At 54.2% G+C, this 22,933-nt stretch carries 25 protein-coding genes; 19 read left to right on the top strand and 6 right to left on the bottom strand.

Going from position 1 to position 22,933, the window contains the following annotated elements:
- Positions 1 to 63 precede the first annotated feature (63 nt).
- The 6 genes from ybaK (at position 64) to ACT3RQ_RS11620 (ending at position 7,072) form a co-directional block, all read left to right on the top strand.
- Positions 64 to 531 (top strand): Cys-tRNA(Pro) deacylase, encoded by a 468-nt coding sequence (ybaK, locus tag ACT3RQ_RS11645; protein ID WP_172117268.1) that lies wholly within the window; start codon positions 64 to 66, stop codon positions 529 to 531.
- A 105-nt stretch (positions 532 to 636) separates the two neighbouring features.
- Positions 637 to 2,034, top strand: coding sequence for an ATP-dependent RNA helicase DbpA (gene dbpA, locus ACT3RQ_RS11640; RefSeq protein ID WP_444680536.1), 1,398 nt, complete (start codon positions 637 to 639; stop codon positions 2,032 to 2,034).
- A gap of 62 nt (positions 2,035 to 2,096) precedes the next feature.
- Positions 2,097 to 2,972, top strand: coding sequence for a PA4780 family RIO1-like protein kinase (locus ACT3RQ_RS11635; RefSeq protein WP_444640381.1), 876 nt, complete (start codon positions 2,097 to 2,099; stop codon positions 2,970 to 2,972).
- Positions 2,973 to 3,065: 93 nt separating this feature from the next.
- A complete protein-coding gene (locus ACT3RQ_RS11630; RefSeq protein WP_444622544.1) occupies positions 3,066 to 4,121 on the top strand; it encodes an AbrB family transcriptional regulator in 1,056 nt (351 codons plus the stop codon).
- Positions 4,122 to 4,139: 18 nt separating this feature from the next.
- Positions 4,140 to 6,008 carry an ABC transporter ATP-binding protein gene (locus tag ACT3RQ_RS11625; RefSeq protein ID WP_444640382.1) on the top strand — a complete coding sequence of 623 codons (1,869 nt, stop codon included), beginning with the start codon at positions 4,140 to 4,142 and terminating at the stop codon, positions 6,006 to 6,008.
- Between the two features lie 56 nt (positions 6,009 to 6,064).
- Positions 6,065 to 7,072 (top strand): zinc-dependent alcohol dehydrogenase family protein, encoded by a 1,008-nt coding sequence (locus tag ACT3RQ_RS11620; protein ID WP_444640383.1) that lies wholly within the window; start codon positions 6,065 to 6,067, stop codon positions 7,070 to 7,072.
- A 62-nt stretch (positions 7,073 to 7,134) separates the two neighbouring features.
- Here ACT3RQ_RS11620 and ACT3RQ_RS11615 read toward each other — a convergent pair whose 3' ends face one another.
- On the bottom strand, positions 7,135 to 7,401 hold the full coding sequence (locus tag ACT3RQ_RS11615) for a hypothetical protein (RefSeq protein ID WP_172117262.1): 267 nt from the start codon (positions 7,399 to 7,401) through the stop codon (positions 7,135 to 7,137).
- Positions 7,402 to 7,809: 408 nt separating this feature from the next.
- A complete protein-coding gene (locus ACT3RQ_RS11610) occupies positions 7,810 to 8,541 on the bottom strand; it encodes a YebC/PmpR family DNA-binding transcriptional regulator (protein ID WP_444640384.1) in 732 nt (243 codons plus the stop codon).
- A gap of 201 nt (positions 8,542 to 8,742) precedes the next feature.
- Between ACT3RQ_RS11610 and ACT3RQ_RS11605 the strand changes: the two genes are divergently transcribed.
- Together ACT3RQ_RS11605 and ACT3RQ_RS11600 are read left to right on the top strand one after the other, a co-directional pair.
- Entirely contained in the window at positions 8,743 to 9,366 is a 624-nt protein-coding gene (locus ACT3RQ_RS11605) for a LysE family translocator (RefSeq protein WP_172117261.1), read from the top strand.
- A gap of 102 nt (positions 9,367 to 9,468) precedes the next feature.
- Positions 9,469 to 9,954 (top strand): glutathione peroxidase, encoded by a 486-nt coding sequence (locus ACT3RQ_RS11600; RefSeq protein WP_444640385.1) that lies wholly within the window; start codon positions 9,469 to 9,471, stop codon positions 9,952 to 9,954.
- Between the two features lie 38 nt (positions 9,955 to 9,992).
- Here ACT3RQ_RS11600 and ACT3RQ_RS11595 read toward each other — a convergent pair whose 3' ends face one another.
- A complete protein-coding gene (locus ACT3RQ_RS11595) occupies positions 9,993 to 10,376 on the bottom strand; it encodes a DUF7079 family protein (protein ID WP_087106394.1) in 384 nt (127 codons plus the stop codon).
- 157 nt (positions 10,377 to 10,533) lie between these two features.
- On the opposite strand from ACT3RQ_RS11595, the gene fabV reads away from it, so the two are divergent.
- From fabV to astB, 11 genes are all read left to right on the top strand, one after another.
- Positions 10,534 to 11,742 (top strand): enoyl-ACP reductase FabV, encoded by a 1,209-nt coding sequence (gene fabV / locus ACT3RQ_RS11590; protein ID WP_444680535.1) that lies wholly within the window; start codon positions 10,534 to 10,536, stop codon positions 11,740 to 11,742.
- A gap of 197 nt (positions 11,743 to 11,939) precedes the next feature.
- Positions 11,940 to 12,191 (top strand): hypothetical protein, encoded by a 252-nt coding sequence (locus ACT3RQ_RS11585; protein WP_444640387.1) that lies wholly within the window; start codon positions 11,940 to 11,942, stop codon positions 12,189 to 12,191.
- Positions 12,192 to 12,350: 159 nt separating this feature from the next.
- Entirely contained in the window at positions 12,351 to 12,914 is a 564-nt protein-coding gene (locus ACT3RQ_RS11580; RefSeq protein WP_444640388.1) for a PRC-barrel domain-containing protein, read from the top strand.
- Between the two features lie 225 nt (positions 12,915 to 13,139).
- Positions 13,140 to 13,487: a hypothetical protein gene (locus tag ACT3RQ_RS11575; protein WP_444640389.1), complete on the top strand. Its 348-nt coding sequence runs from the start codon at positions 13,140 to 13,142 to the stop codon at positions 13,485 to 13,487.
- 152 nt (positions 13,488 to 13,639) lie between these two features.
- Positions 13,640 to 14,479 carry a PRC-barrel domain-containing protein gene (locus ACT3RQ_RS11570; RefSeq protein WP_444680534.1) on the top strand — a complete coding sequence of 280 codons (840 nt, stop codon included), beginning with the start codon at positions 13,640 to 13,642 and terminating at the stop codon, positions 14,477 to 14,479.
- Between the two features lie 145 nt (positions 14,480 to 14,624).
- Positions 14,625 to 15,599 (top strand): GlxA family transcriptional regulator, encoded by a 975-nt coding sequence (locus tag ACT3RQ_RS11565; protein ID WP_172117252.1) that lies wholly within the window; start codon positions 14,625 to 14,627, stop codon positions 15,597 to 15,599.
- Positions 15,600 to 15,774: 175 nt separating this feature from the next.
- On the top strand, positions 15,775 to 16,989 hold the full coding sequence (locus ACT3RQ_RS11560; RefSeq protein ID WP_444628159.1) for an aspartate aminotransferase family protein: 1,215 nt from the start codon (positions 15,775 to 15,777) through the stop codon (positions 16,987 to 16,989).
- Between the two features lie 38 nt (positions 16,990 to 17,027).
- Positions 17,028 to 18,110, top strand: coding sequence for an arginine N-succinyltransferase (locus tag ACT3RQ_RS11555; RefSeq protein WP_444680533.1), 1,083 nt, complete (start codon positions 17,028 to 17,030; stop codon positions 18,108 to 18,110).
- Entirely contained in the window at positions 18,110 to 19,138 is a 1,029-nt protein-coding gene (gene astA / locus ACT3RQ_RS11550) for an arginine N-succinyltransferase (RefSeq protein WP_444639597.1), read from the top strand. Before ACT3RQ_RS11555 ends, astA begins: the two co-directional genes overlap by 1 nt.
- Positions 19,139 to 19,155: 17 nt before the next feature.
- The gene (gene astD, locus ACT3RQ_RS11545) at positions 19,156 to 20,628 is read left to right on the top strand and encodes a succinylglutamate-semialdehyde dehydrogenase (protein WP_444639598.1); all 1,473 of its coding nucleotides are present in this window, start codon (positions 19,156 to 19,158) and stop codon (positions 20,626 to 20,628) included.
- Positions 20,625 to 21,992, top strand: coding sequence for an N-succinylarginine dihydrolase (gene astB, locus ACT3RQ_RS11540; RefSeq protein WP_444639599.1), 1,368 nt, complete (start codon positions 20,625 to 20,627; stop codon positions 21,990 to 21,992). The genes astD and astB overlap by 4 nt, the downstream gene beginning before the upstream one ends.
- Before the next feature lie 45 nt (positions 21,993 to 22,037).
- Here astB and ACT3RQ_RS11535 read toward each other — a convergent pair whose 3' ends face one another.
- The 3 genes from ACT3RQ_RS11535 to ACT3RQ_RS11525 are packed head-to-tail and all read right to left on the bottom strand — an operon-like array spanning position 22,038 to position 22,797.
- On the bottom strand, positions 22,038 to 22,259 hold the full coding sequence (locus ACT3RQ_RS11535) for a hypothetical protein (RefSeq protein WP_444680532.1): 222 nt from the start codon (positions 22,257 to 22,259) through the stop codon (positions 22,038 to 22,040).
- Positions 22,244 to 22,633 (bottom strand): Fic/DOC family protein, encoded by a 390-nt coding sequence (locus tag ACT3RQ_RS11530; RefSeq protein ID WP_444680531.1) that lies wholly within the window; start codon positions 22,631 to 22,633, stop codon positions 22,244 to 22,246. The genes ACT3RQ_RS11535 and ACT3RQ_RS11530 overlap by 16 nt, the downstream gene beginning before the upstream one ends.
- Positions 22,633 to 22,797: a YhfG family protein gene (locus ACT3RQ_RS11525; RefSeq protein ID WP_444680530.1), complete on the bottom strand. Its 165-nt coding sequence runs from the start codon at positions 22,795 to 22,797 to the stop codon at positions 22,633 to 22,635. The genes ACT3RQ_RS11530 and ACT3RQ_RS11525 overlap by 1 nt, the downstream gene beginning before the upstream one ends.
- Between the last annotated feature and the right edge of the window lie 136 nt (positions 22,798 to 22,933).

Here is a 22,933-nt window from a genome sequence, read left to right as displayed (position 1 = left end):
GAATAGGCTTTCCAGAGCGCGCCACAAGGGCTGCCCAACTTTACTAAACATCAAGAGAGCGTCATGACACCAGCCATTAATACGGCCAAAAAAGCGGGTATACCGTTTGAAATTCATGAGTATCAGCACGATGTAGCGGCGGAGTCTTACGGCTTGGAAGCCGCTGAAAAACTGGGGGTGGCCGTCGAGCAAGTATTCAAGACCCTGGTAGTAACGCTGGACGGCAAGACGCTTGCTGTGGGGATCGTGCCGGTCACTCATCAGTTGGGCCTAAAGCAGATTGCCAAGGCCGCTGGGGCTAAAAAAGCCGTCATGGGGGTGCCTGCCGAGGTCGAGCGTGCCACTGGTTACGTGTTGGGTGGGGTAAGCCCCTTGGGGCAGAAAAAACGCCTGGCAACCTATATTGATGCGTCGGCTGCGGGCTTTGCCACTATTTTTGTCAGCGCCGGGCGGCGCGGGCTTGAAATTGAGCTGGCGCCCAATGACCTGGCAACCCTTTGTAAGGCTGAGCTTGCGCCACTGGCGGTATGAGATGCACGCAGGGGCAGGCACTTTCTGGTATGGTGCTTCACATTAAAGTGTATCCGTATTAGTTACCTCTTTTACTGGCCGTTAAACGGCCCTGCAGGTTTTATTGTGTCAGACGCCTCCTTCTCGTCGCTCGCCTTACCGGCCACGCTGCTTACTAACCTTGAGTCGCTGGGTTATCACCAGATGACGCCTGTTCAGGCGCAAAGCCTGCCGCCTATGCTGGCCGGGCGGGATGTGCTGGCACAGGCCAAAACAGGCTCGGGCAAAACAGCGGCGTTTGGTTTGGCGCTACTCGCTGAACTACGGGTTGAAGTATTTTCTGTACAGGGGCTGGTACTTTGCCCCACTCGTGAGCTTGCTGATCAGGTAGCCGAAGAGCTGCGCCGTTTGGCGCGGGCCATGGCTAACGTTAAAGTATTAACACTGTGTGGCGGAGCGCCGTTTGGGCCACAGTTAGGCTCGCTTGAGCATGGCGCGCATATTGTTGTTGGTACCCCGGGGCGTATTGAAGAGCATCTGCGTAAAGGTTCGTTGACGCTGGGTTCGCTAAGCACACTTGTGCTGGATGAGGCGGATCGCATGCTCGATATGGGCTTTCAAGCATCATTGGATGCGATCATTGCGGAAACCCCGGCGGATCGCCAGACGCTGCTATTTAGCGCTACCTTCCCTGATCAACAGGAGTCCGGTGGCTTGGCGGCCATGACGCGCGGCGTCATGATGGATCCTGTCAGCGTTAAAGTGGCTGAGGTGCATGACGCCACTACCATTGATCAGCACTTCTATGAAGTGCCTAGTGAAGATGCCCGCTTTGGTGCGCTTAAACAGCTGTTGCTGGTCAACCGTCCGACGACCAGCGTGGTGTTTTGCAACACCAAGCGCGAAACCCAGACGGTAGCCGATAGCCTGTTGGATGCCGGTTTTAGCGCGGTAGCGCTGCACGGTGATTTAGAGCAAAAAGACCGTGATCGTATTTTGATACTCTTTGCCAACCAAAGTGCGTCAATCCTGGTGGCCACCGACGTGGCGGCACGTGGCCTGGATATTGCGCAATTGGATGCGGTGTTCAACTATCAAATTGCTCGTGAGCTAGAGGTTCATGTCCACCGCGTAGGACGTACCGGGCGGGCGGGCGCCAGTGGCATTGCCTGTACACTGGTAACCCCTCAAGAAACCTATCGCTTGGGACGCTTGGCAGAGCTTCTGAGCGAGCAGCTCACTACGGAAGCGCTTCCTAAAGCCACACAAACAGCCCCCTTTGAACCTCCCATGGCGACGCTGCAATTAGCCGGTGGCAAAAAGGATAAACTGCGGCCAGGCGATATTTTGGGTGCCCTGACCAGCGAGGGTGGGCTGCGCGGTGATCAGGTCGGTAAAATTAAAGTGTTGGCCCGCAGTGCTTATGTCGCGGTTGAGCGCAGCGCTGTTCAAAAAGCCCAGGCCAAACTCGAACGTGACAAACTAAAAGGACGCGCCTTTCGTGTGCGTCGCATTCGCTACTGAGTGCCAGAAACTGTCCCTACTTCTAACTGTTTCTACTTCTATAGGAGCCATTGCAGCTAGCCATGAAAACACCCAAACGATTACAGCCCCTGGTCGATGACGGCCTGATCGATGAGGTGCTGACGCAGTTGATGAGCGGCAAGGAAGCACAGGTTTACGTGGTGCGCTGTGACGAAGAAGTACGCTGTGCCAAGGTATTTAAAGAGGCTAAACAGCGCAGCTTTAAGCAAGCGGTACAGTACCAGGAAGGGCGTAAAGAGCGTAATAGCCGGCGTGCCCGGGCCATGGCGAAGAAGACCCGCTATGGCCAAAAAGAGCAGGAACAGGCGTGGCTGACTGCGGAAGTAGACGCGCTTTATCGCCTTGCCGCGGCTGAAGTACGCGTACCCAAGCCTTTCGGTTTTGTGGATGGCGTGCTGCTCATGGAGATGATTACCGATGCCGAGGGCGCTGTTGCGCCACGCTTGGATGACGTAACACTGACCCACGAGCAAGCGCTGCGCTATCACGATAAAGTCATCAAGGATGTGGTGCGCATGCTCTGCGCTGGCCTGATCCACGGCGACTTGTCGGAATTTAACGTGCTGGTAGATGCCGAGGGGCCGGTCATTATTGACCTGCCCCAGGCCGTGGATGCTGCTGGTAACAATAGCGCCGCTGCCATGCTAGAGCGTGACGTTAATAACATGCGCGCCTACTTTGGCCACTATGCGCCTGAATTGCTAAAGACCCACTATGGCAAAGAGATGTGGGCGCTTTATGAGGCAGGCGAGCTGCACCCAGAGAGTAAGTTGACCGGCCACTTCGACTTCGACACCCACATCGCCAATGTCGATGAGTTGATGGAAGTGATCGATGATGCCAAGGAAGAAGAGGCTGAGCGTCAGGCGCGGATGCGCGATGACGAGGATGACGGCGAGATTCCCCAGCCCTACTGACCCCTCAATGTGCATCGGCAGTGATAAACTGCCGCATATTTAGCGGGTTAACAAACCAACCCGCTGGGGTAGGTTGCGGTAGCGAGGGCTGGTGTGAAAGGTGTTGTAAGTACAAGAAGTGCAAAAGGACTGTTAACGTCGCTCATCGTTGGCGCGATAGGTGGCACGATTTTTCAACTTACCGGTTTACCGCTTGCCTGGATGCTTGGTCCTCTGGTTGCCAATCTGCTGGTTTCCTCTCGGGGCGTTAACGTTGTAGTGCCGGAGCGCCTGCGCAATGTTTTTCTCGCTGTTATGGGGTTGGTGTTAGGCAGCCAGGTGACACCGGAGCTCGCTCAGCGGGTGGTCGACTGGCCAATATCAGCTGTGCTATTGCTAGCGGGCATTAGCGCCTCCACGGTGGTGGCTTCGGCCTGGTATCGGCGCTGTGGGTTTGATTCCGTCAGCGCTTGGTTTGCCGCCGCTCCTGGCGCCATGACGGCGATGATTATCCTGGGCGACAAATGTGGCGGTGACCCTCAGCGTATTGCTATTGCCCAGTCGCTTCGCGTGATTTTGGTGATTTTAGTGTTACCTCCTCTTTTTTGGGCCTACGAGGGCGGGGAGGGTGGCATGGCGTTACGGGCAAATGAGTTTGAACATGCCTGGATGCTATTGCTTATTCCTCTGCTACTGCCGCTCGGGCGCTGGCTACGTTTTCCTACCCCCGCCTTATTGGTACCGCTGCTTACCGCTGCACTGCTTTCAGGGTTTGATATTGCCAGTCTTCGCTTGCCCGACTGGGGAATGAACCTGATGCTTTGGGTATTGGGCAGCGCAATCGGTTCTCGTTTTAAAGGCATGACGCGACGGTTGTGGGGGCGCTATTTATGGCAGTCAGGCATTGCCACGCTGTTGGCGCTTATGGTGTTGGCTCTGTTTGCCGAATTGATTCATCAGTTTGTGGGCGTTGGCCGTGATGTAGCTCTACTGGCGCTGGCACCCGGCGGGGTTGGCGAGATGGCCATTTTGGCGGTGGCGCTTAATATTGACCCGGTATTCGTCGCATTTCATCACCTTCTTCGCATGGTGACGTTGATGGTTTTTGCGCCATTTTGGGCTCGCTGGCTTTTACGGCATCAGGCATCTAACCCTACTAATGATCGATAAGTAACGTAAGGAACGTTCATGTTTTCTCGTATGCTGCAGCCGCTATTTCGTTACTTTGAAACGCGCGTAGATCCTTACCCCATGGAGGATGTGCAAACACCGCCTAAAGGCCTGTTGCCTTTCATCAAGCACTTCTCGCGCCCGGTATTGCCGTTGCTGATTGCCATGACGCTATTTACTGCGTTGGTGTCATCTGCGGAGGTGGTTTTCTTTAACTATATGGGGCAACTGGTTGATTGGCTGGGCAATGTAGAGCGTGAAGGCTTTTGGGCTGCGAATGGCCTTTGGTTGACCGGAGTCGGTGTGTTGATGCTTGTGGGGCTGCCACTGTTGGTGCTGGCTCAATCGTTGATTACTCATCAAAGCATCTTCGGTAATTACCCGATGATTGGCCGTTGGCTCTCGCATCGTCATATGCTCAATCAAAGCTTGGCTTTTTACCAGGACGAGTTTGCCGGGCGGGTGTCCCAAAAAGTGATGCAAACCGCCCTGGCGATCCGCGAAACGGTCACCAAGGTGATGGGCCTTTTGGTCTATGCCATTGTGTATTTTACCGGTGCGGCGATTTTGTTGGGGCGGGCCGATTTGTGGCTATTGCTCCCTTTGGGGCTTTGGCTTGTTGGGTATCTGGCCATCATGCGCTTTTTTGTTCCTCGGCTGCGTGATGTGTCCATGGCGCAGGCCGATGCCCGCGCGCAGATGACTGGGCGCGTGGTCGACAGCTACAGCAATATTCAAACCATAAAGCTATTTGCGGATACCGAGCGTGAGCAGTGCTATGCACGTGATGCCATGGAAGGGTTCATGGAAACTGTGCACCGGCAGATGCGTCTGGTCACCATTATGAGTGTCAGCTTAACGCTACTAAATACCGCGCTGCTGGTAGGCACGGCAGGTATGGCGATTAGCACCTGGTATTACGACGCCATTTCGCTAGGCGTATTAACCATCGCGATTGCGCTGGTGATGCGCATTCGCTTTATGTCTGACTGGATTTTATGGGAAGTGGCGGGCTTGTTTGAAAATATTGGTACGGTACAGGATGGCATGAACACTATTGCCCGCGAACCGACCATCAGTGATGTGCCCAATGCGCCCGCCCTCCATGTACCGGCGGGTAAAATTCATTTTGATGCGCTGCGCTTTGGCTACGAGCAGGCCAAAGGCGAAAGCCGAACCGTGTTTGATGGGTTGAACCTGACAATCGCCCCCGGTGAGAAAATTGGCCTGATTGGTCGTTCAGGCGCGGGTAAATCGACCCTCGCTAACCTACTGCTGCGTTTTTATGATGTTCAGGGCGGGCGCATTCTTATCGATGAGCAGGACATTGCTCAGGTCACGCAAACCTCGTTGCGTCACCAGATTGGCATGGTGACCCAGGATACCTCGCTTTTGCACCGTTCACTGCGCGATAACATTCGCTACGGCACCCCACAGGCAGATGATGAAGCGGTATGGGCCGCCGTATGCCGTGCCCATGCGGATGCGTTCATTAACGACCTGGTGGATCCTCAGGGGCGTCGTGGGTTAGACGCACATGTGGGCGAGCGCGGCGTTAAGCTGTCGGGCGGCCAGCGCCAACGTATTGCCATCGCGCGCGTACTATTGAAAAACGCGCCTATTTTGGTATTGGATGAAGCCACGTCGGCGCTGGACTCTGAAGTGGAAGCCGCCATTCAAGAGCAGTTGGATACGTTAATGGAAGGCAAAACGGTTATTGCTATTGCCCATCGTCTCTCTACCATTGCAATGCTTGATCGACTGATCGTGGTCGAGCAGGGGCGTATTGTAGAAAGCGGCACGCATACCGAATTGCTCGCTCAAGACGGTATTTATGCGGGGCTATGGAAGCGCCAGTCGGGCGGCTTTCTTGGGGTCGATATGTGATGTTTCTGATCCTCTGCTAACGTGTTCCAGATGACAGCTAACCCAGGAGATCGACAATGCAAGTGGTAACGCTACAGGCCCCAGGTGGGCTGGATAAACTTAATGTGCAGGAGGCCACGGCACCCGGCGCACCTGCAGCGGGTGAGATTCGCGTACGCATCCATGCAAGCTCGCTGAATTTTCATGACTACGGCGTAGTGGCGGGCATAATGCCGACCGCTGACGGCCGTATTCCCATGTCGGATGGGGCGGGTATTGTTGAAGAGGTCGGTGAGGGAGTATCCGAGTTTTCAGTGGGTGATCGCGTGGTATCGACGTTCTTCCCCTACTGGTTGGAAGGCCCTGCACGCATTGCGGATTTTACGACAACGCCTGGCGATGGTGTCGATGGCTACGCCTGTGAACAGGTGGTTCGCCCGGCACAGTGGTTTACCCATCAGCCCAAGGGGTATAGCCATGCTGAGTCGGCAACGCTCACTACCGCAGGGTTAACGGCATGGCGTGCACTTGTGGTGGATGGCGGCTTGAAAGCAGGCGATACGGTTTTGGTGCTGGGCTCTGGCGGTGTATCCATATTTGCGTTGCAGTTTGCACGCATGATGGGCGCCCACGTTATCGCGACGTCATCTTCCAGCGCGAAACGCGAGCGGTTACGTGAATTGGGTGCTACCCATACGATTAACTACAAGGAAACCCCTGAATGGGGCAAGCAGGTTAATGAGCTGACGGATGGTCAAGGCGTTGATCATATTGTCGAAGTAGGCGGACCTGGCACGCTACCGCAATCTATCGAAGCGATCAAAATTGGTGGGCATATCTCATTGATTGGTGTGCTGACAGGCCGCCAAGGGGACATTCCAACTGCGAAGCTAATGGCGAAGCAGGCGCGTTTGCAGGGCCTGATTGTGGGCAGTCGTCGCCATCAGATAGAGATGATCAAGGCTATTGAGGCTAACGATATGCGCCCCGTTATTGATCGGGAGTTTGCATTAGCCGAGATTGCGGAGGCTTTTCGCTACCAAGAGGCAGGCAAGCATCTAGGAAAAATTTGTTTAACGTTCTAAAAGCGTTTACGTGTGATCTTTACCAGCACTGCCCATAAGGGGGTGCTGGTAGAGCAAGGTGATTATTCTGCTAAACGGCTATACACGACGCCCTTGATTTCAAGCTCCCAGATATGCTCATAAGGCACGGTGATGCTATCCACCTCATCAGGATCATCGTGGCTTTTGTGTAGCTGCTGTTCGGGAATGACCGTTGCATCCATTTTGCGGGCGAGCTGAATGCGCGCACTAAACCGGTTGCCAGCCTGGTCAATAAGAACGCGCTCTCCCGACATGCATTTTTCAAGCTTGGCGTAGAGCTCTGCCTCGCTAACATGAACAATACTCATGGTCGCCTCCTGCGTAACATGAAATGGTTGCGGATAATGGTTATCTCTGAAGATGTCATTTTAGTCGATAAGTTCGAATAGCTCCGCAGAGATTTATCCTCAAGATACTAACCTTGTTCTTGTGTAATGTATTGACCGTAAACCTCAGAGCGTTCGTTGTTTGATGGCGCCTACTTATCAAGCGTCTGTCCATGCAGAGCGACAGCGTTTGGCGGTGTACTGCCGAGGCAGTGAGGTGTGGCAGCAGTTTTTGTTTATTACCGACCTAACCGTGCAGGGGAAGCAGGTGCTGAGCGATGCCGGTATTAACCCCGCGCTGTTGTCACCGAATGCTGCGCTGGGTGGTCATGCGGTATTGGCCGTCAGCAATACGCTGACGGCCACTTTAAACGTACCGGAGCGCGCTATTTACGCTGTCTCTTCGGGTAGCTCAGCGCTGTGGAAGACGTTTTGTACATCGTCCAGATCGGTGAGCATGCCCACAAATTTTTCAAATAGCGCCACGTCATCGCCTTCGAGCGGCGTGGTGTTTTGTGGCAGAAACTGAATCTCATCAATTTCAAAATTGAGCTCACCGAACGCATTCAGCAGGGCTTGCTTGGCTTTAGAATATTCGGTGTGTGGCGCATAAACCGTAATACGCGCTTCTTCCTGCTCAATGTCGGTCACATCAACATCGGCTTCCATTAGCGCTTCAAGCACCGCCTCTTCTTCCTGGCCGACAAACGCAAAAATCGCGCAGTGATCGAACATGTGGCTAACGCTGCCGGGGGTGCCAATCTTGCTTTTCGTTTTGGTAAAGCAACCGCGTACATCGCCAAAGGTGCGGTTAGGGTTATCGGTTAAGCAGTCGACAATCACCATGGCGTTACCGGGGCCAAAGCCTTCGTAGCGTGCTGGAGAGAAGTCTTCGCCACCTGCGCCGCTGGCCTTGTCTAGCGCTTTATCAATAACGTGCGAGGGAACCTGATCTCTTTTTGCACGCTCTATTAAACCGCGCAGGGCAAGGTTACCGTTCGGGTCGGAGCCGCCTGCTTTTGCAACAACGTAAATTTCACGCCCGTATTTGCTGTAAACCTTGGTTTTTGCGTCGGCCGTTTTAGCCATCGATTCTTTACGGTTTTGAAACGCCCTACCCATATCGGAGTCCTTTATTAGCCGTGCCACGCCTGCCTTGACAGCAGGCGTCATTTTCATCGAAAAAGGGGCAAATTTTACCCAACAGAGTACCATGCTAACAGCGTTATTTAAGCGAGACGACGTTATACAGCAAGCAACTCAGCCGGTAACGGCATTGGCGCATGTAGACGATGATTCATTAACAAGTAAAAAGAGGAAAAAATGCCGTTCTCACTCTGGTTGTCACTCGCGGCTATCTGCGCCATGGGGGCGATGTCGCCCGGGCCCAGCCTCGCTCTGGTTTTAAAACACACGCTGGGCGGTGGGCGGTGGCCAGGCATTACCGCTGCTTTATTTCATGCGGCTGGTGTCGGATTTTATGCGCTTTTGACCGTCTGGGGGCTGGGCGCGTTAGTGACTCGTTCGCCTGACGTTTTTCAACTGGTTACCTGGGCGGGCGCCGCCTATTTAGCCTGGTTAGGCATCAAGGCGTTACGGGCTGGTAGGGCGGGGGCAATGAGTCAACAGGGGGCGGTAACCACTCGCCGTCAGGCGGCCAAAGAGGGGATGCTAGTAGCGCTGGGTAATCCCAAGCTGATTATCTTTTTTGTAGCGTTGCTGAGCCAGTTTGTTACTCCTGATATGAGTAGTATGGCAAAGATGATCGTCGTACTAACCGCTATGCTTATTGATGGTGGTTGGTACGTGCTGGTGGCGGTCGGCTTGTCGCATTCGCGGGTACTGCCTTGGTTGCAGCGCCATGCGCACTGGATCAATCGATTAACCGGCGTGCTACTGATTGCGCTGGCGCTGCGCGTTGTCATGGGGCCAATTACCTTGGGTTAATAGGCCGTTGTGCTTGGCAATAATCGATACAAGGCGCTGGTGCCATCCCTGTAGCCGTGGCAAGGTAGTGTTTATATCGCCTGGAAGGTGTAAGGCTTAATAATGACGATTTACGATCAAGACTGTTACACCCACCAAGGGCAGCCGTTTAATTTACGCGCGCTGCGTGGGCAAGTGCTGTTGGTAGTTAATGTGGCCAGCCAATGCGGATTTACGCCGCAATTAAAAGAGCTTGAGGCGTTATACCAGCGCTATCGTGACCGTGGCTTCACCGTGCTGGGGTTTCCCTGCAACCAGTTTGGCCGTCAGTCGCCGGAAAGTGCCGAGGCATTTTGTACTTTTGGTGAGCAAACGTACGGGATAAGCTTCCCGTTGATGGAAAAAATCAGTGTTAATGGTAACCACGCACACACGCTATTTGTCATGCTGAAACAACAGGCGCCCGGGGTCTTGGGCACTCAAGCCATTAAGTGGAATTTCACCAAGTTTCTGGTTGGACGCGATGGCAGGGTCATTACCCGTTTTGGCCCGCGAGATCATGGGCAACCCTTACGCTTGGCATTGGAAGCGGCGCTGGATCGTGAGTAGGTCATTGGCCATCAACGAACCAGAGTGTTGACGGCGGCTTAATGCTCTCCACGGGCAACCTTAACGCGGTTCATAAGCTCGACCCAGCGGTGGCGTACCATCATGGTAGTTAGCCCGGAAAAAAGCGCCCAGCCTTTGCGCCGCCACCCCTTTAATCGCAGGTTATGGCTCACTAACTGTTGCATCAGCTTATGGTCATCAAATTTTCGCCATTCGCTGGCAATCGAAAGTTGATGGCGTGACATCACCGGGGCTAGCTCCAGGCGAAACATCCACTCAAGCTCCATCAGCGGCATGTCGTACTGGTTAATGACCTCGACCATGCGGGCGTAATCCCGTTCGCTGGGTTCGCGGTCTAGCCATAAGGGGGCCAAGGCAAGCCAAAGGTCGCCGCGCTCGTCGACTAGTTGCTGTGCGTTCATGATGGCCTCGCAGGCATTTAAAAGAAGGGGCACTATCCTGCCGTGAAAGGCAAATAAGCTCAAGAGCGGACAGCGCCCGCCTGGCAAGCTAAAATAGCCGCCATGCTTACAGCATTGTCATGCTGATAATGAAATCAATCCGATAGTGAGGTTCGATGTGATTATTAAACCCAAAGTACGCGGCTTTATCTGCACGACTACTCACCCTAAAGGCTGCGAGCAAAACGTGCTTGAGCAGATTGAAGCAACCCGCGCGCGTGGTTTGGATAAAAGCGCCGGCCCCAAAAAAGTGTTGGTGATCGGGGCTTCCAGCGGTTACGGCTTGGCTGCTCGGATTACCGCTGCCTTTGGTTACGGCGCCGATACGCTGGGCGTGTTTTTTGAAAAGCCCAGCAGTGACACCAAAACCGGTACGGCGGGTTGGTACAATAGCGCAGCGTTTGACAAGTTTGCCAAGCAGGAAGGTCTTTACAGCAAGTCGATCAATGGCGATGCGTTCTCTAATGAAGCGCGTGAAAAAGCCATTGAGCTGATCAAGCAAGATATGGGCGAAATCGACCTGGTGGTGTACTCACTGGCATCGCCTGTGCGCAAGCTGCCGGATAGCGGTGAACTCAAGCGCTCAAGCCTGAAGCCGATCGGTGAGACCTACCGCGCCACGGCCATTGATACCAATAAAGACCGGATTATCGAGGCAGAAGTGGAGCCTGCCACTCAGCAGGAAATCGACGATACCATCACCGTGATGGGTGGCGAAGATTGGGAGCTGTGGATGGACGCACTGGACCAGGCGGGCGTGCTGGCCAAAGGCGCACGCAGCGTGGCGTTTAGCTATATCGGTACGGAAATTACCTGGCCGATTTACTGGCACGGCGCCTTGGGTAAAGCCAAGGAAGACCTGGACCGTGCGGCCACGGCGATTGATGACAAGCTTAAAACTAGCGGCGGCGGCGCTAATGTCGCGGTACTCAAATCTGTTGTTACCCAGGCCAGTGCAGCTATTCCGGTGATGCCGCTGTATATCGCCATGGTGTATCGCATCATGAAGGAGCAGGGCGTACACGAAGGCACCATCGATCAGCTCAATCGACTCTTTGGTGAACGGCTCTATGCCGCAGAGCAGAGCGGCGACATGGCCACGGATGATAAAGGCCGTCTGCGTCTGGATGATTGGGAGCTGCGCGATGATATCCAACAGGCTTGCCAGGATCTGTGGCCGGAAGTGACTACCGAGAATCTATTTGATATCACCGATTACGCTGGTTATAAGCATGAATTCTTAAAACTGTTCGGCTTTGAGCGTGATGATGTCGATTACGACGCCGACGTGAACCCTAACGTTGCGTTCGATGTGGTTAATTTATAAACCATTAAGCGACTTGCTTACCGCTTTAACGAATTGCCGGGCCTTTGTGCCCGGCAATTTGCGTTTGACGCGTAAAGTCCGCTAGCGGCAGGCGCAAAATCAATCACTGTTAAATGTTTACTGCTGGATACGCAAGTCCTTGAAGGTTCTGCCATGGTTAAAAGCAGAGTGTTACTCGCTTTTACCATGGAGGAAATATGACCCGTACCGCACGAGTGGAGCCAGTTAGCGAAGACAAGGGCGACGCGATCATCGTATCGGGTTGGCGCGTTGTCGATGTTACCGAGCCTGATACCCCTCAAGAAATATCCCGCCACGACACTGAGCCACAAGCAATTGATGCAGCGCGCCGCTTTGAAGCCGAAACTGCCCACGAACCTGGTTCAGCGCCTGATGATACTCAGGATTACGATGCGTCTGATCCCAACGCAGGCAAAGACGTTTCGTAATAGAGTCGTTTCAGCTGCGGGCCAGAAGGTGCCATGCACAAACGATGTCATGAAACTGATTGGATAAACAGGCAGCGATTATCCCGCAACTGGCGGGTAATGGTGATTTTCAATTCGGTCAACTAACTTGTAAGAGTGTGGCACTCAAGGAGAGACAGCATGAAACGGACTACACTAGCGATTGCAATTGCAGCTCTTTGCACTGGAATGTCCAGTGGCGTGTTTGCTGAGGATAACCAGCAAGAAAATGGTCAATCAGAAGGTGCGCTGGAACAACAGGAAGAGGCGGTCGATGAGCAGGACGACGCTCAGGATGAGCAGCCCGCCGCTATGACAGGTGGCAACGCGGCGTCTTCTTCGGATGTTGATCAGGAGGAGAGAGATGATCCGAACGACCTGATGTCTCGCCAAATAAGTGATATCGAAGGCATGACAGTGGTCAATATGCAGGGTGAAGAAATTGGCGATATTGACCGGATCGTTGAGCATAAAGAGTCTGGCGAACTGTATGCGGTTATTTCCATTGGTGGCGTATGGGGAATCGGTGCCGATGAAGTGGCGCTGCCATTAGATGAAATTGAGCTGAAGGACGACCAACTGGTTACCAACACCACCTACGGTAGTGAAGAGATAGAAGCGACGGCAGAGCAGTATGACGAAGACAATTTCAGCCAGATAGATAACAGTATGACCGTAACGCAGGCCCAGCAGCATCCTAATTAAGATACTGTCATGAGAATGGTCATCTAACGCCTGAAAGGCCATAACACTTTGTTCATGAGTTCGCCTTGCCTTGTATAATGAGGCAAGGCGTTTTTTTGGTCGTTAAACGATTATTAAGATCGTTATTAACTTTCATACAAGTTTTAAGAAAGATGGTTTTTTATTGTTACTTTTATCCTCCGTTGGCTAACGTTTGAAGAGTGACTCATCCAAGGAGGACATCATATGAACCGGACAATAGTAGCCATTGCTATCGGTGCTATCTTTACGAGCATTTCAGCAGCCGTGTTGGCCAATGAAAATGATGCATCACAGAGCGACGGTCAGATGACCCAGCAGCAGAACAGCTCAACAGCCGGACAGCAGCAAAGTACGGACACTCCCCGTAATCAGGAACAGGGCGATACCGAGCGTGAAACCGGCACTCAAGGGCCTCAACAGAGCTCTGAAAGCGACGACCTGGATATGCCTGACCAGGCCGATATAGGCAGCGACGATACGCAGAATGAACAAGGTGGTAACCGCTTGGAAGTTTTGAAAGATGAGGATGCCGACCAGACCACGGTTGAATAGTATAAAACCTCACCATTGTTTCTTGACGAGTTTTACTAAGTAAGCGGTGATAATATACGTGTTAATTTTTATTATAATTCATCGTTAGCTTTGCTCTTAGGCGCTTAGGTCTACTAGCTTTTTAAGTGCAAGCCAACACAAGGAGCAATATTATGAAACGGACAACACTAGCCATTGCTATTGGTGCGATTTGTGTAGGACTTTCAGGCGGCGCTCTGGCTCAAGACGCTAACCAGAACGACACTGACAATGCCGATCAAATGACGCAGCAGCAAGATGCTACGGCGCAAACGCAGCCACAAGGCACAGAAACTGACAGCCGTGCTCAGTCTCAGCCTAATGGCGACGAAACGATGGACGTTGAAGTCGACCAAGAGCCTGCTGAAGTAAAAGTTGAACAAGACTCTCCCAATATTCGAGTAGAGCAGTCAGAGCCGAACGTGACGGTCGAGCAGCCTGAACCCAACGTGACGATTGAACAGCCCGAGCCCAACGTTACCGTTGAAGACGCTGAGCCTAACGTTACTGTTGAGCAGGGTGGCGAGCCTGACGTTAACGTCGAACAAGCCGATGATGCACAGGTCGACGTTAATAGCGATGACGATCAAGAACGCCAGCAGGCTGCCCAGGATAATCGTAACGACCAGGATGACAATAATTCATTGATGTCTCACCCGGTTAGCGAGCTGGAAGGTATGGCCGTCATTAACCAGGATGGCGAAGAGATCGGTGATATTCAACATATCGCTCAGCACAACGACTCTGGTGACCTGTTTGCCATTATCTCAGTCGGTGGTATCTGGGGCTTCGGCGCGACAGAAATCGCTTTGCCGATGGACGAAGTGGAGTTCCAGGATGAACAGCTCATCATGAATACCACGTATGGCAGTGACGAGATTGAAGCGTCCTCAGAGGATTATGTCGAGGATAACTATACGCAGGTCGATAGCGATATGACGCTATCCGAAGCGAAGCAGAATCAAAACCAATAAGCGATTTGATCGATAAGTGGCTTAGATGCTGACAGGAAGGGCAGGGCGTTCGCGCCTCGCCCTTTTTCTATTGGGGGCTATCAGGCACTGCCCAAAACGTCACAATTGGGTAAGATGACGTTTCATTTACTGATGGCGTTTTGGCATGCAGCTCAGCTCTTTGTCTCCCCCGTTAACACTTGCGCGCCAGCGCATTGGGGTATTACTGCTGCCTGGCTTTTCCATGCTCTCACATGCCAGTGCCGTCGAGCCGCTGCTGATGGCCAATCAACTTAGCGGCCAGGTGCTCTATCAGGTGTTTACACTCAGTACCGATGAGCAGCCGGTGCGAAGCAGCGCTCAATTATCCTGTCATGCTGACTACACCCTGGAAGGGGCGCCGCCTCATCTGGACATGGTGCTTATCTGCGCGCCTTCGCCTCTGCCCTATGCGTTACCGGCCAAACTAATGGAGTGGCTGCGCCACCAGCCAAGCCGTACGATGCTGGGCGGATTAGCGGGAGGGGCTGAAGTATTGGCCCGCACGGGATTGCTGGAAGGCTATCGGGCGACCTTACCCTGGCAACGTTTTGCGGCCTTTTCCCAAGCGTATCCTCAGGTGGCGCTGTCGCAACAGCTTTTTGAGATCGACCGCAACCGGATCACTTGTGCCAGCGGTACGGCGGCCATGGACATGATGCTGACGCTGGTGCGCCAACAGCAGAGCAGTCATCTGGTTGAACAGGTGTCAGAGCACTTTATGTGTGAGCGAATTCGCATGGCCGATGAGCGCCAACATGTGCCGCTGCGCCACCGCTTGGGCCACGCCCCGCAGAGCTTGGTAGACGCTGTGACGCTGATGGAAGCCAACATAGAAGAGCCGCTTTCGACCCTGGAGCTTGCTGAGCATTTAGGCATTTCCCGCCGCCAGTTGGAGCGCCTGTTTAAAAAATATCTTCAGGCGGTGCCTAGCCGCTATTACCTCAATTTGCGTTTGCAGGATGCCCGTAAACAGTTGCGTGAAAGTGATCGCTCGGTAGGCGATATCGCGTTTGCGACGGGGTTTTCCTCGGCGGCTCATTTTTCAACGGCTTACCGCAATCATTTTGGATTAACCCCCCGGGAAGAGCGTTTGAGCTGATGCTCGTCCACGTCGCAACATCTGCAGTAACGCATTAGCACCAGAGACCTTCCTTCAGAAATAATCTGAAATATGGGCAGCATTACATAATTTACCGTCACATTACTGAAAGCGGGTGAGCTTGCTCGCCCCGTATACTGATATAACTGATTGACTCAACGAGAGGGACTGACCCATGAGCACGACCCCAACCCGGCAGGATTTTGATCACTACATGACTCCCAACTATGCGCCGCAGCAGATTATTCCGGTGCGCGGAGAAGGCAGCCGCTTGTGGGATCAGCAGGGGCGTGAATATATTGATTTTGCGGGCGGTATCGCGGTGAACTCGCTGGGTCATTGCCATCCCGTGTTGGTGAATGCCTTAAAAGAGCAGGGTGAAAAACTTTGGCATCTCTCCAATATCTATACCAATGAACCCGCGCTTAAGTTGGCTAAAAAGCTGGTTGAACGCACCTTCGCTGACAAGGTGTACTTGTGCTCTTCCGGCGGTGAAGCCAACGAGGCCGCACTGAAGCTGGCGCGCCGTTACGCGGTAGACCATTACGGCGAAAAGAAAGACAAGATCATCTCCTTCAGCCAATCCTTTCATGGTCGCACGCTGTTTACTGTGAGCGTGGGTGGTCAGCCCAAGTACTCCCAGGGGTTTGGTCCAGTGCCTGGCGGTATTTTGCACGCTGAGTTTAATGATCTTGACAGTGTGCGCGCTCTAATGGGCGATGACACGTGTGCGGTGATGGTCGAACCCATGCAGGGTGAAGGTGGCATTTTGCCCGCCACCCCCGAGTTTCTAGAAGGCCTGCGCGAGCTGTGCGATCAGCACAATGCGCTGCTGGTATTTGATGAAGTGCAAACCGGGGTTGGCCGTTGCGGTACGTTGTATGCCTATGAGCGTTATGGCGTAACGCCCGATATTCTCACCAGTGCCAAGTCGCTGGGTGGCGGCTTCCCGGTTGGCGCGATGCTGGCAACCGACAGCGTCGCCAAATCCCTCGCGTTTGGAACCCATGGTTCTACCTACGGCGGTAATGCCTTGGGCTCCGCGATTGCGTTGGCTGCGCTGGAATTTATCGATACGCCAGACGTACTGGAAGGCATTCAAAAGCGCCACGACCTGTTCCGTGAGCAGTTGGAAACCATTAATCGCAAACATGGCGTGTTTAAAGAAATTCGTGGCATGGGACTGTTGATAGGTGCCCAGATGTCGGACGCCTATGAAGGCCGCGCCAAGGATATTCTGCCGCTGGCCATCGAAGAAGGCGTAATGGCACTGATTGCAGGTCCTAACGTGCTTCGCTTGGCGCCTTCACTGGTAGTGCCGGAGGCAGACATTGCTGAAGGTATGGCCCGTTTGGAGCGTGCGATTGAGCGCCTTGTTGCCAACGCATGAATTCGACCACGGCGACATTGAGAGAGGGGGCGTCAAGCATGCTGGTCATTCGTCCGGTAAAAATGGCGGATCTCGAAGCGCTGGTCGTGTTGGCAGAGCATGCGACGCCCAAGCTTACCAACCTGCCCGCTAACCGCGAACGTTTAGAGGAGCGCATTGAGCGCTCCCTGGCGGCGTTTAATGATGAGATCGAGTTTCCGGGTAACGAGCACTACACCTTTGTGCTTGAAAATAGCGCGCTGGTGGATGAGGCGGGGCATGGTGAAATACTGGGAACGGCCACTATTCGTGCCCAGGCGGGCGCCAATGAGGCCTACTACACCTACCGCCAGGAAACGTTGATTCATGCGTCTCAACAGCTCAACGTACGTCGCGAAGTACAAACCCTGGCGCTCTCTCATGAAGTTTCTGACGCTACGCTGCTGTGCGCGTATTCACTAAATCCGCGTTACAAGGGGACCAGCGCCGAAAGCCTGTTGCGGCGTGCTCGGCTGATGTTTATTGCCCAGTACCCCGAGCGCTTTTCGCGCATATTGGCCGTGGCGTTTCCCGGTTACCTGGATGCGCAGAACGAATCGCCCTTTTGGGAAAGTGTGGGCCATCACTTTTTTGCGCGCAGTTTTCACGATATCAACCACATCGCAGGTGTGCGCTCTAAAAGCTTTATTGCTGAGGTGATGCCTCAGTTCCCGCTCTATTTGCCGCTGTTGACGCCACCGGCTCGGGCGGCGATTGGCCGGGAGCATCCTGCGCATGAAGAAGCTTTGCAGGAGATGCTTGCCGAAGGCTTCGTGCGCTCGCGCCATGTGGACATTTTTGACGCCGGGCCGCTTGTGAAAGCCGAACGCGAGTGTTTGGCAACATTCAACCGTGCCGCTTGGCATCCGGTACGCCTTCGTCCGGACGAAACGCTTCCCGATGCCGAACCTGCCTTGATCGCTAACCAAGCGCTGGGTGATTTTCGCTGCATTGTCGCCCGTTACGCGCTTTCAGCCACTGGGCAACTGATGCTTTCAGAGGTGGATGCCAAACGCTTGGGAGTAGAGGAGGGGCGAGCTGTATTTGCCGCACCACTTACTCTGCCCAGCGCGGTGGATGCCTTTGATGAAGGAGAAATATGATGCGCATTCGTCCTATCGCCCGTGCAGATGTTGATGGGTTGCTGGCGCTTGCGCAGCAGGCGGGCGTGGGCTTTACCTCGCTGCCCAATAACCGGGAATTTCTGGCAGAAAAAATTGAAACGTCTGTCCGCGCGTTTGAAGAGCGTACCCCGGTTAACAATCGGCTCTACTTCTTTGTGCTGGAAGATGAGGCCAATGGCGAGCTGGCTGGCTGCTGTGCCATTGAAGGCCAGGTAGGGCACGAAGTGCCTTTTTATAACTATCGGTTGGGCACGCTGGCGCACTCGTCGGTACAGCTGGGTTTACACCGCACCATCGATACGCTGTTTTTAAGCTCTGACCATACCGGCGATGCCGAAGTATGCTCACTGTTTTTGCGCCCGGAATACCGCGGCGAGGCCAATAAGCACCTGCGTAACGGTGCGCTGCTCTCCAAGGCGCGCTGGCTGTTTATTGCACAGTTTCGTGATCGTTTTCCTGAGAAAGTGCTCGCTGAAATGCGCGGCGTGTTCGATGAGCAGAACCGCAGTCCCTTCTGGGAGAGCCTGGGAAAACACTTTTTTCCCATGGACTTCAGCGAAGCCGACCGCTTGACCGGTCTTGGGCAGAAAAGCTTTATCGGTGAATTAATGCCGCGCTTTCCCATTTACACCACGTTTATGGCCGAGGAGGCGCGCGCGTGTATTGGCCAAGTGCATCGCCATACCCGGCCCGCCCTTGAAATGCTCAAAAAAGAGGGGCTGCGCTGGGAAGGCTATATCGATATTTTTGACGGTGGCCCGACGGTTGAAGCCTATATCGACGATGTGCGGGCTGTGCGCAATTCGCAGCTATATCACGTTGAAGTATCGACCAAGGCGCCTGATGAGAGCGTTAGCCGCTGGTTGGCCGCGACCACCACCATGCAGGCCTTTACCGCCGCGTGGATAGGCCGTGCACCCACCCGCGATACGATTGTTTTAAGCCACTCAGAAGCCGAGCGCCTAGGGGTTACCACAGGTGATGCCGTGCGGCTTCTGGAAACCTGAACAGGTAGGAGAGCATGATGCACGCCCAACAACAGCAGCTTATCAACGGCGCCTGGGTGAATGGCGCTGCAGCATCGTTTAGTAAGTTTGACCCCGTCTCAGGCGGGCTGCTCTGGCAAGGGGCATCAGCCAGTGATACGCAGGTTGAAGAAGCGGTAGCCGCTGCGCGTAAGGCGTTTCCCGAATGGGCAAAAACGCCCTTTAGCGAACGCCAGGCGTTGGTCGAACGTTTTGCTGAGGTACTTAAATCGCGCAGTGAAGCGCTGGCTGTCGCCATTGCCTCTGAAACCGGCAAGCCGCTTTGGGAAGCGCGTACAGAAGCGGGCGCTATGGTGGGGAAAATAGCGCTCTCACTCAAGGCGTACAAGGAGCGCACCGGCGAACGCGAAAAAGCTGTAGGCAGTGCCAAAGCGGTGCTGCGCCACCGTCCGCATGGCGTGATGGCAGTGTTTGGCCCCTATAATTTCCCGGGCCACTTGCCTAACGGTCATATGGTGCCGGCTCTCCTGGCAGGCAACACGGTGGTCTTCAAACCGAGCGATCAAACACCGCTAACCGCGGACTTGGCGCTGCAGTGCTGGCAAGAAGCCGGGCTGCCTGCTGGCGTCATCAGTCTTGTTCAAGGCGGTGTACCGGTGGGGCAGGCGCTCTCTGCACACCCTGGGATCGATGGCCTGCTGTTTACCGGCAGTGCAAAGGTTGGCGGCATGCTGCAACAGCAGTTTGCCGGGCAGTTGGATAAAATCCTCGCGCTGGAGCTTGGGGGCAACAATCCGCTGGTGGTTAAGGACGTGGATGATGAGCGCGCCGCCGTGCTGGCCATTTTGCAATCCGCCTTTCTGTCCGGCGGCCAGCGCTGCACGTGTGCACGCCGTTTAATCGTACCCCAGGGCGAGGTTGGCGACCGGCTAATTGACGCGCTTTCCGAAGCGATTGCCAGGCTTCATGTGGCCGGGCAGTTTGATGAGTCGCCCACACCGTTTTACGGCGGCCTGGTCAGTGTGGCGGCGGCTGATGGCCTGCTAAAAGCACAGGATGAGCTGGAAACACTGGGTGGCACGGTGATTAACCGTATGCAGCGTGTTAAAGACAATACCAGTCTGCTCACGCCTGCGTTAATCGATGTGACGGGCTTGGAAGTGCCTGACGAGGAGTACTTTGGCCCGTTATTGAAGGTGCACCGTTACCACGATTGGGACGAGGCGTTAACGCTTGCCAATAACACGCGCTATGGCCTCTCGGCGGGTTTGATTGGCGGTGAAAAGGCCGACTGGGACGATTTTCTGCTGCGCATCCGTGCGGGTATTGTGAACTGGAATCGCCAGACTACCGGGGCTTCGGGTGATGCGCCGTTCGGCGGCGTCGGCGACAGCGGCAACCATCGCCCCAGCGCGTACTATGCGGCGGACTACTGCGCCTATCCGGTGGCCTCCATGGAAGCCGAGGCGTTGGAGATGCCCGATACTCTGCCGCCGGGAGTTAGTCTGTGAGCACCTCTGCGATCAGTAACGTTAGGGAAGTCAATTTCGATGGCCTGGTAGGCCCGACGCATAACTACTCAGGGCTCGCCGTAGGCAATGTGGCTTCCATGAGCCACGGCGGCCTTGAGTCCAATCCTAAAGAGGGGGCGCTACAAGGGCTTTTAAAAATGAAATCCTTGATGGAGGCAGGCTACACCCAAGGCGTTCTGCCGCCTCAACAGCGCCCGGATATCGGCGCGCTGCGCGATTTAGGTTTTAGCGGCAGCAACCACGAAGTGCTGGCCCGTGCTGCCGCCGATGCACCGCAGTTGCTGCGGGCTGTATGCTCCGCTTCGAGCATGTGGACGGCTAACGCCGGCACCGTTACCCCCAGCATCGACGCGCCGGACCGCCGGGTGCACTTCACTCCGGCCAATCTGCAATCAAGCTTTCATCGCTTTCTTGAGCCGCAGACCACGGGCCGCGTGCTGCAAGCCATTTTTCACAGCGAACAGCACTTCGCCCACCACCCAGTGCTGCCCGCCACGCCGGCGTTTTCCGATGAAGGTGCTGCCAATCATACTCGCCTGTGTGGTGAGTACGGTGAGCCGGGCATTCATCTGTTTGTGTATGGCCGCCAAGCGTTTGGTGACGTGCGTAGCGGCGAGCGCGAGCCAGCACGCTATCCCGCCCGCCAAACGTTGGAAGCCAGCCAAGCGGTAGCCCGCCAGCATGGGCTTGTTGAGTCGCAAACGGTATTTGCTCAGCAGCATCCGGACGCTATTGATGCGGGCGTATTTCATAACGACGTCATCGCCGTGGGCAATGGCCCCGTGCTGCTGTATCACGAAATGGCTTTCCTGGACGAAGAGGGCACGCTCGACGAGTTGCGCCGCAAGATGACGACGCCCTTGATTCCTGTCCGCGTACCCATTGAAGCAGTGAGCCTGGAAGATGCAGTGGCGTCGTACCTGTTTAACTCGCAGCTGCTTTCCAACCCTGATGGCACCATGACGCTGGTCGTGCCCAGCGAATGTCAGGAGCGTGAAGCCGTCTGGCGCACCGTTCAAGACTACCTGCTGGCAGGCAATAACCCCATCAGTGACGTGGTGGTGAAAGACGTCAAGCAAAGTATGCGCAACGGCGGCGGCCCCGCCTGCCTGCGCCTGCGCGTTGCTCTTTCAGAAGCCGAGCGCGCAGCACTGACCGGCCGCGTATTGCTCACTAATGATCTTTACGAAGACCTTACTGCTTGGGTCAACCGCCACTACCGGGATCGCTTGGCACCTGACGACCTCGCCGATCCGCAGTTGGCAGAAGAGTCGCTCAGCGCACTGGATGAGCTAACGCAGCTTCTGCAAATAGGGTCGGTTTACCCGTTTCAGTTGGGGTAGGGGGTAAGGCAGAAATAAAGTAGAGCGTCAGGCATTGCCCTGACGTTAGTCTGTCAGAGGTGAGCCGATGCAGCGCTCAAAAATGGATGCTAACGGTTGATAGTCGCAATAGTAGCTGGCGATATTGGCCGCTATCCATTCACGCTGCTCGAGTGGGTGCCATGAAAGGTGATAGCCACAGTTGATGATGAGGTGTTCAAAGAGTAATCGCTGTGCGCGACCGTTACCTTCTCTAAAGGGATGAACAACATTTAAATCACCATACAATTCAGCGCACGCCGGTATGAGTTCTGCTTTCTCAAGCTGAATAAATAATCGTGTTCTGCAAGTTTGGTAAACAGCTTTTCCGCTTCGGGAATGATGCGATTGACGTGGCAAAATCGCGTATCGCCTTTGGCTATATCAATAGTGCGCACACTACCTGCCCAGTCATAGAGGTCATGGAATAGCTGATGATGAAGGTGTTTCAGGTACGCAAAATTATAGGGTGGCTGCAAAAGCTCAATGCTATCCGCGTTAACAAGCGATAGATCGCGCTCCGCTTCTTCAAGCTCTGCCGTGTCGTAAATTTCCAGCTTATTACGCAAGATATCAGTACCGGGATAGCAATAAGGGTCTTGGCCGACGCCGTACTTATCCATTAGCAATTTTTATATTTTTTATATTTCACTAATACATCGGCTTTATTGGTTTTAGGCGCCTGAGAATCAACGGTGATCCCTTCCAGTGCCATGCTCGCTTGGTAATTTGAACGCCTGACCTGTGCATAATAGCGGCGCTTTGTTTCCAAAGAGACGTTGTTCATACTCCCTCCTTCGCTATTTATCTACGCTACTGCCTAGTATAGCGGATTAAGGGGGTGATTCTCATCTTAACAGCGGAGTCATATTGTAAATCGCTGGCAACGTAATGATTTATGATGTCAGCTTCTCCAGGAACAA

It is taken from the genome of Halomonas sp. AOP43-D1-4, assembly GCF_052446175.1.
GTDB classification, from domain to species: domain Bacteria; phylum Pseudomonadota; class Gammaproteobacteria; order Pseudomonadales; family Halomonadaceae; genus Vreelandella; species Vreelandella citrativorans.
Note: the sequence above shows the minus strand (reverse complement) of the source record. Positions and strands in the feature narration are given on the sequence as shown.

Coding starts and splice junctions, on each gene's coding strand:
- ACT3RQ_RS11585 (WP_444640387.1), top strand. CDS start 11,940: ATGACCCGTACCGCACGAGTGGAGCCAGTTAGCGAAGACAAGGGCGAC.
- ACT3RQ_RS11560 (WP_444628159.1), top strand. CDS start 15,775: ATGAGCACGACCCCAACCCGGCAGGATTTTGATCACTACATGACTCCC.
- ACT3RQ_RS11605 (WP_172117261.1), top strand. CDS start 8,743: ATGCCGTTCTCACTCTGGTTGTCACTCGCGGCTATCTGCGCCATGGGG.
- ACT3RQ_RS11600 (WP_444640385.1), top strand. CDS start 9,469: ATGACGATTTACGATCAAGACTGTTACACCCACCAAGGGCAGCCGTTT.
- ACT3RQ_RS11530 (WP_444680531.1), bottom strand. CDS start 22,633: ATGGATAAGTACGGCGTCGGCCAAGACCCTTATTGCTATCCCGGTACT.
- ACT3RQ_RS11610 (WP_444640384.1), bottom strand. CDS start 8,541: ATGGGTAGGGCGTTTCAAAACCGTAAAGAATCGATGGCTAAAACGGCC.
- ACT3RQ_RS11620 (WP_444640383.1), top strand. CDS start 6,065: ATGCAAGTGGTAACGCTACAGGCCCCAGGTGGGCTGGATAAACTTAAT.
- ACT3RQ_RS11525 (WP_444680530.1), bottom strand. CDS start 22,797: ATGAACAACGTCTCTTTGGAAACAAAGCGCCGCTATTATGCACAGGTC.
- ACT3RQ_RS11635 (WP_444640381.1), top strand. CDS start 2,097: ATGAAAACACCCAAACGATTACAGCCCCTGGTCGATGACGGCCTGATC.
- ACT3RQ_RS11615 (WP_172117262.1), bottom strand. CDS start 7,401: ATGAGTATTGTTCATGTTAGCGAGGCAGAGCTCTACGCCAAGCTTGAA.
- ybaK (WP_172117268.1), top strand. CDS start 64: ATGACACCAGCCATTAATACGGCCAAAAAAGCGGGTATACCGTTTGAA.
- ACT3RQ_RS11555 (WP_444680533.1), top strand. CDS start 17,028: ATGCTGGTCATTCGTCCGGTAAAAATGGCGGATCTCGAAGCGCTGGTC.
- ACT3RQ_RS11575 (WP_444640389.1), top strand. CDS start 13,140: ATGAACCGGACAATAGTAGCCATTGCTATCGGTGCTATCTTTACGAGC.
- ACT3RQ_RS11565 (WP_172117252.1), top strand. CDS start 14,625: ATGCAGCTCAGCTCTTTGTCTCCCCCGTTAACACTTGCGCGCCAGCGC.
- ACT3RQ_RS11625 (WP_444640382.1), top strand. CDS start 4,140: ATGTTTTCTCGTATGCTGCAGCCGCTATTTCGTTACTTTGAAACGCGC.
- astA (WP_444639597.1), top strand. CDS start 18,110: ATGCGCATTCGTCCTATCGCCCGTGCAGATGTTGATGGGTTGCTGGCG.
- astD (WP_444639598.1), top strand. CDS start 19,156: ATGCACGCCCAACAACAGCAGCTTATCAACGGCGCCTGGGTGAATGGC.
- ACT3RQ_RS11570 (WP_444680534.1), top strand. CDS start 13,640: ATGAAACGGACAACACTAGCCATTGCTATTGGTGCGATTTGTGTAGGA.
- ACT3RQ_RS11580 (WP_444640388.1), top strand. CDS start 12,351: ATGAAACGGACTACACTAGCGATTGCAATTGCAGCTCTTTGCACTGGA.
- ACT3RQ_RS11595 (WP_087106394.1), bottom strand. CDS start 10,376: ATGAACGCACAGCAACTAGTCGACGAGCGCGGCGACCTTTGGCTTGCC.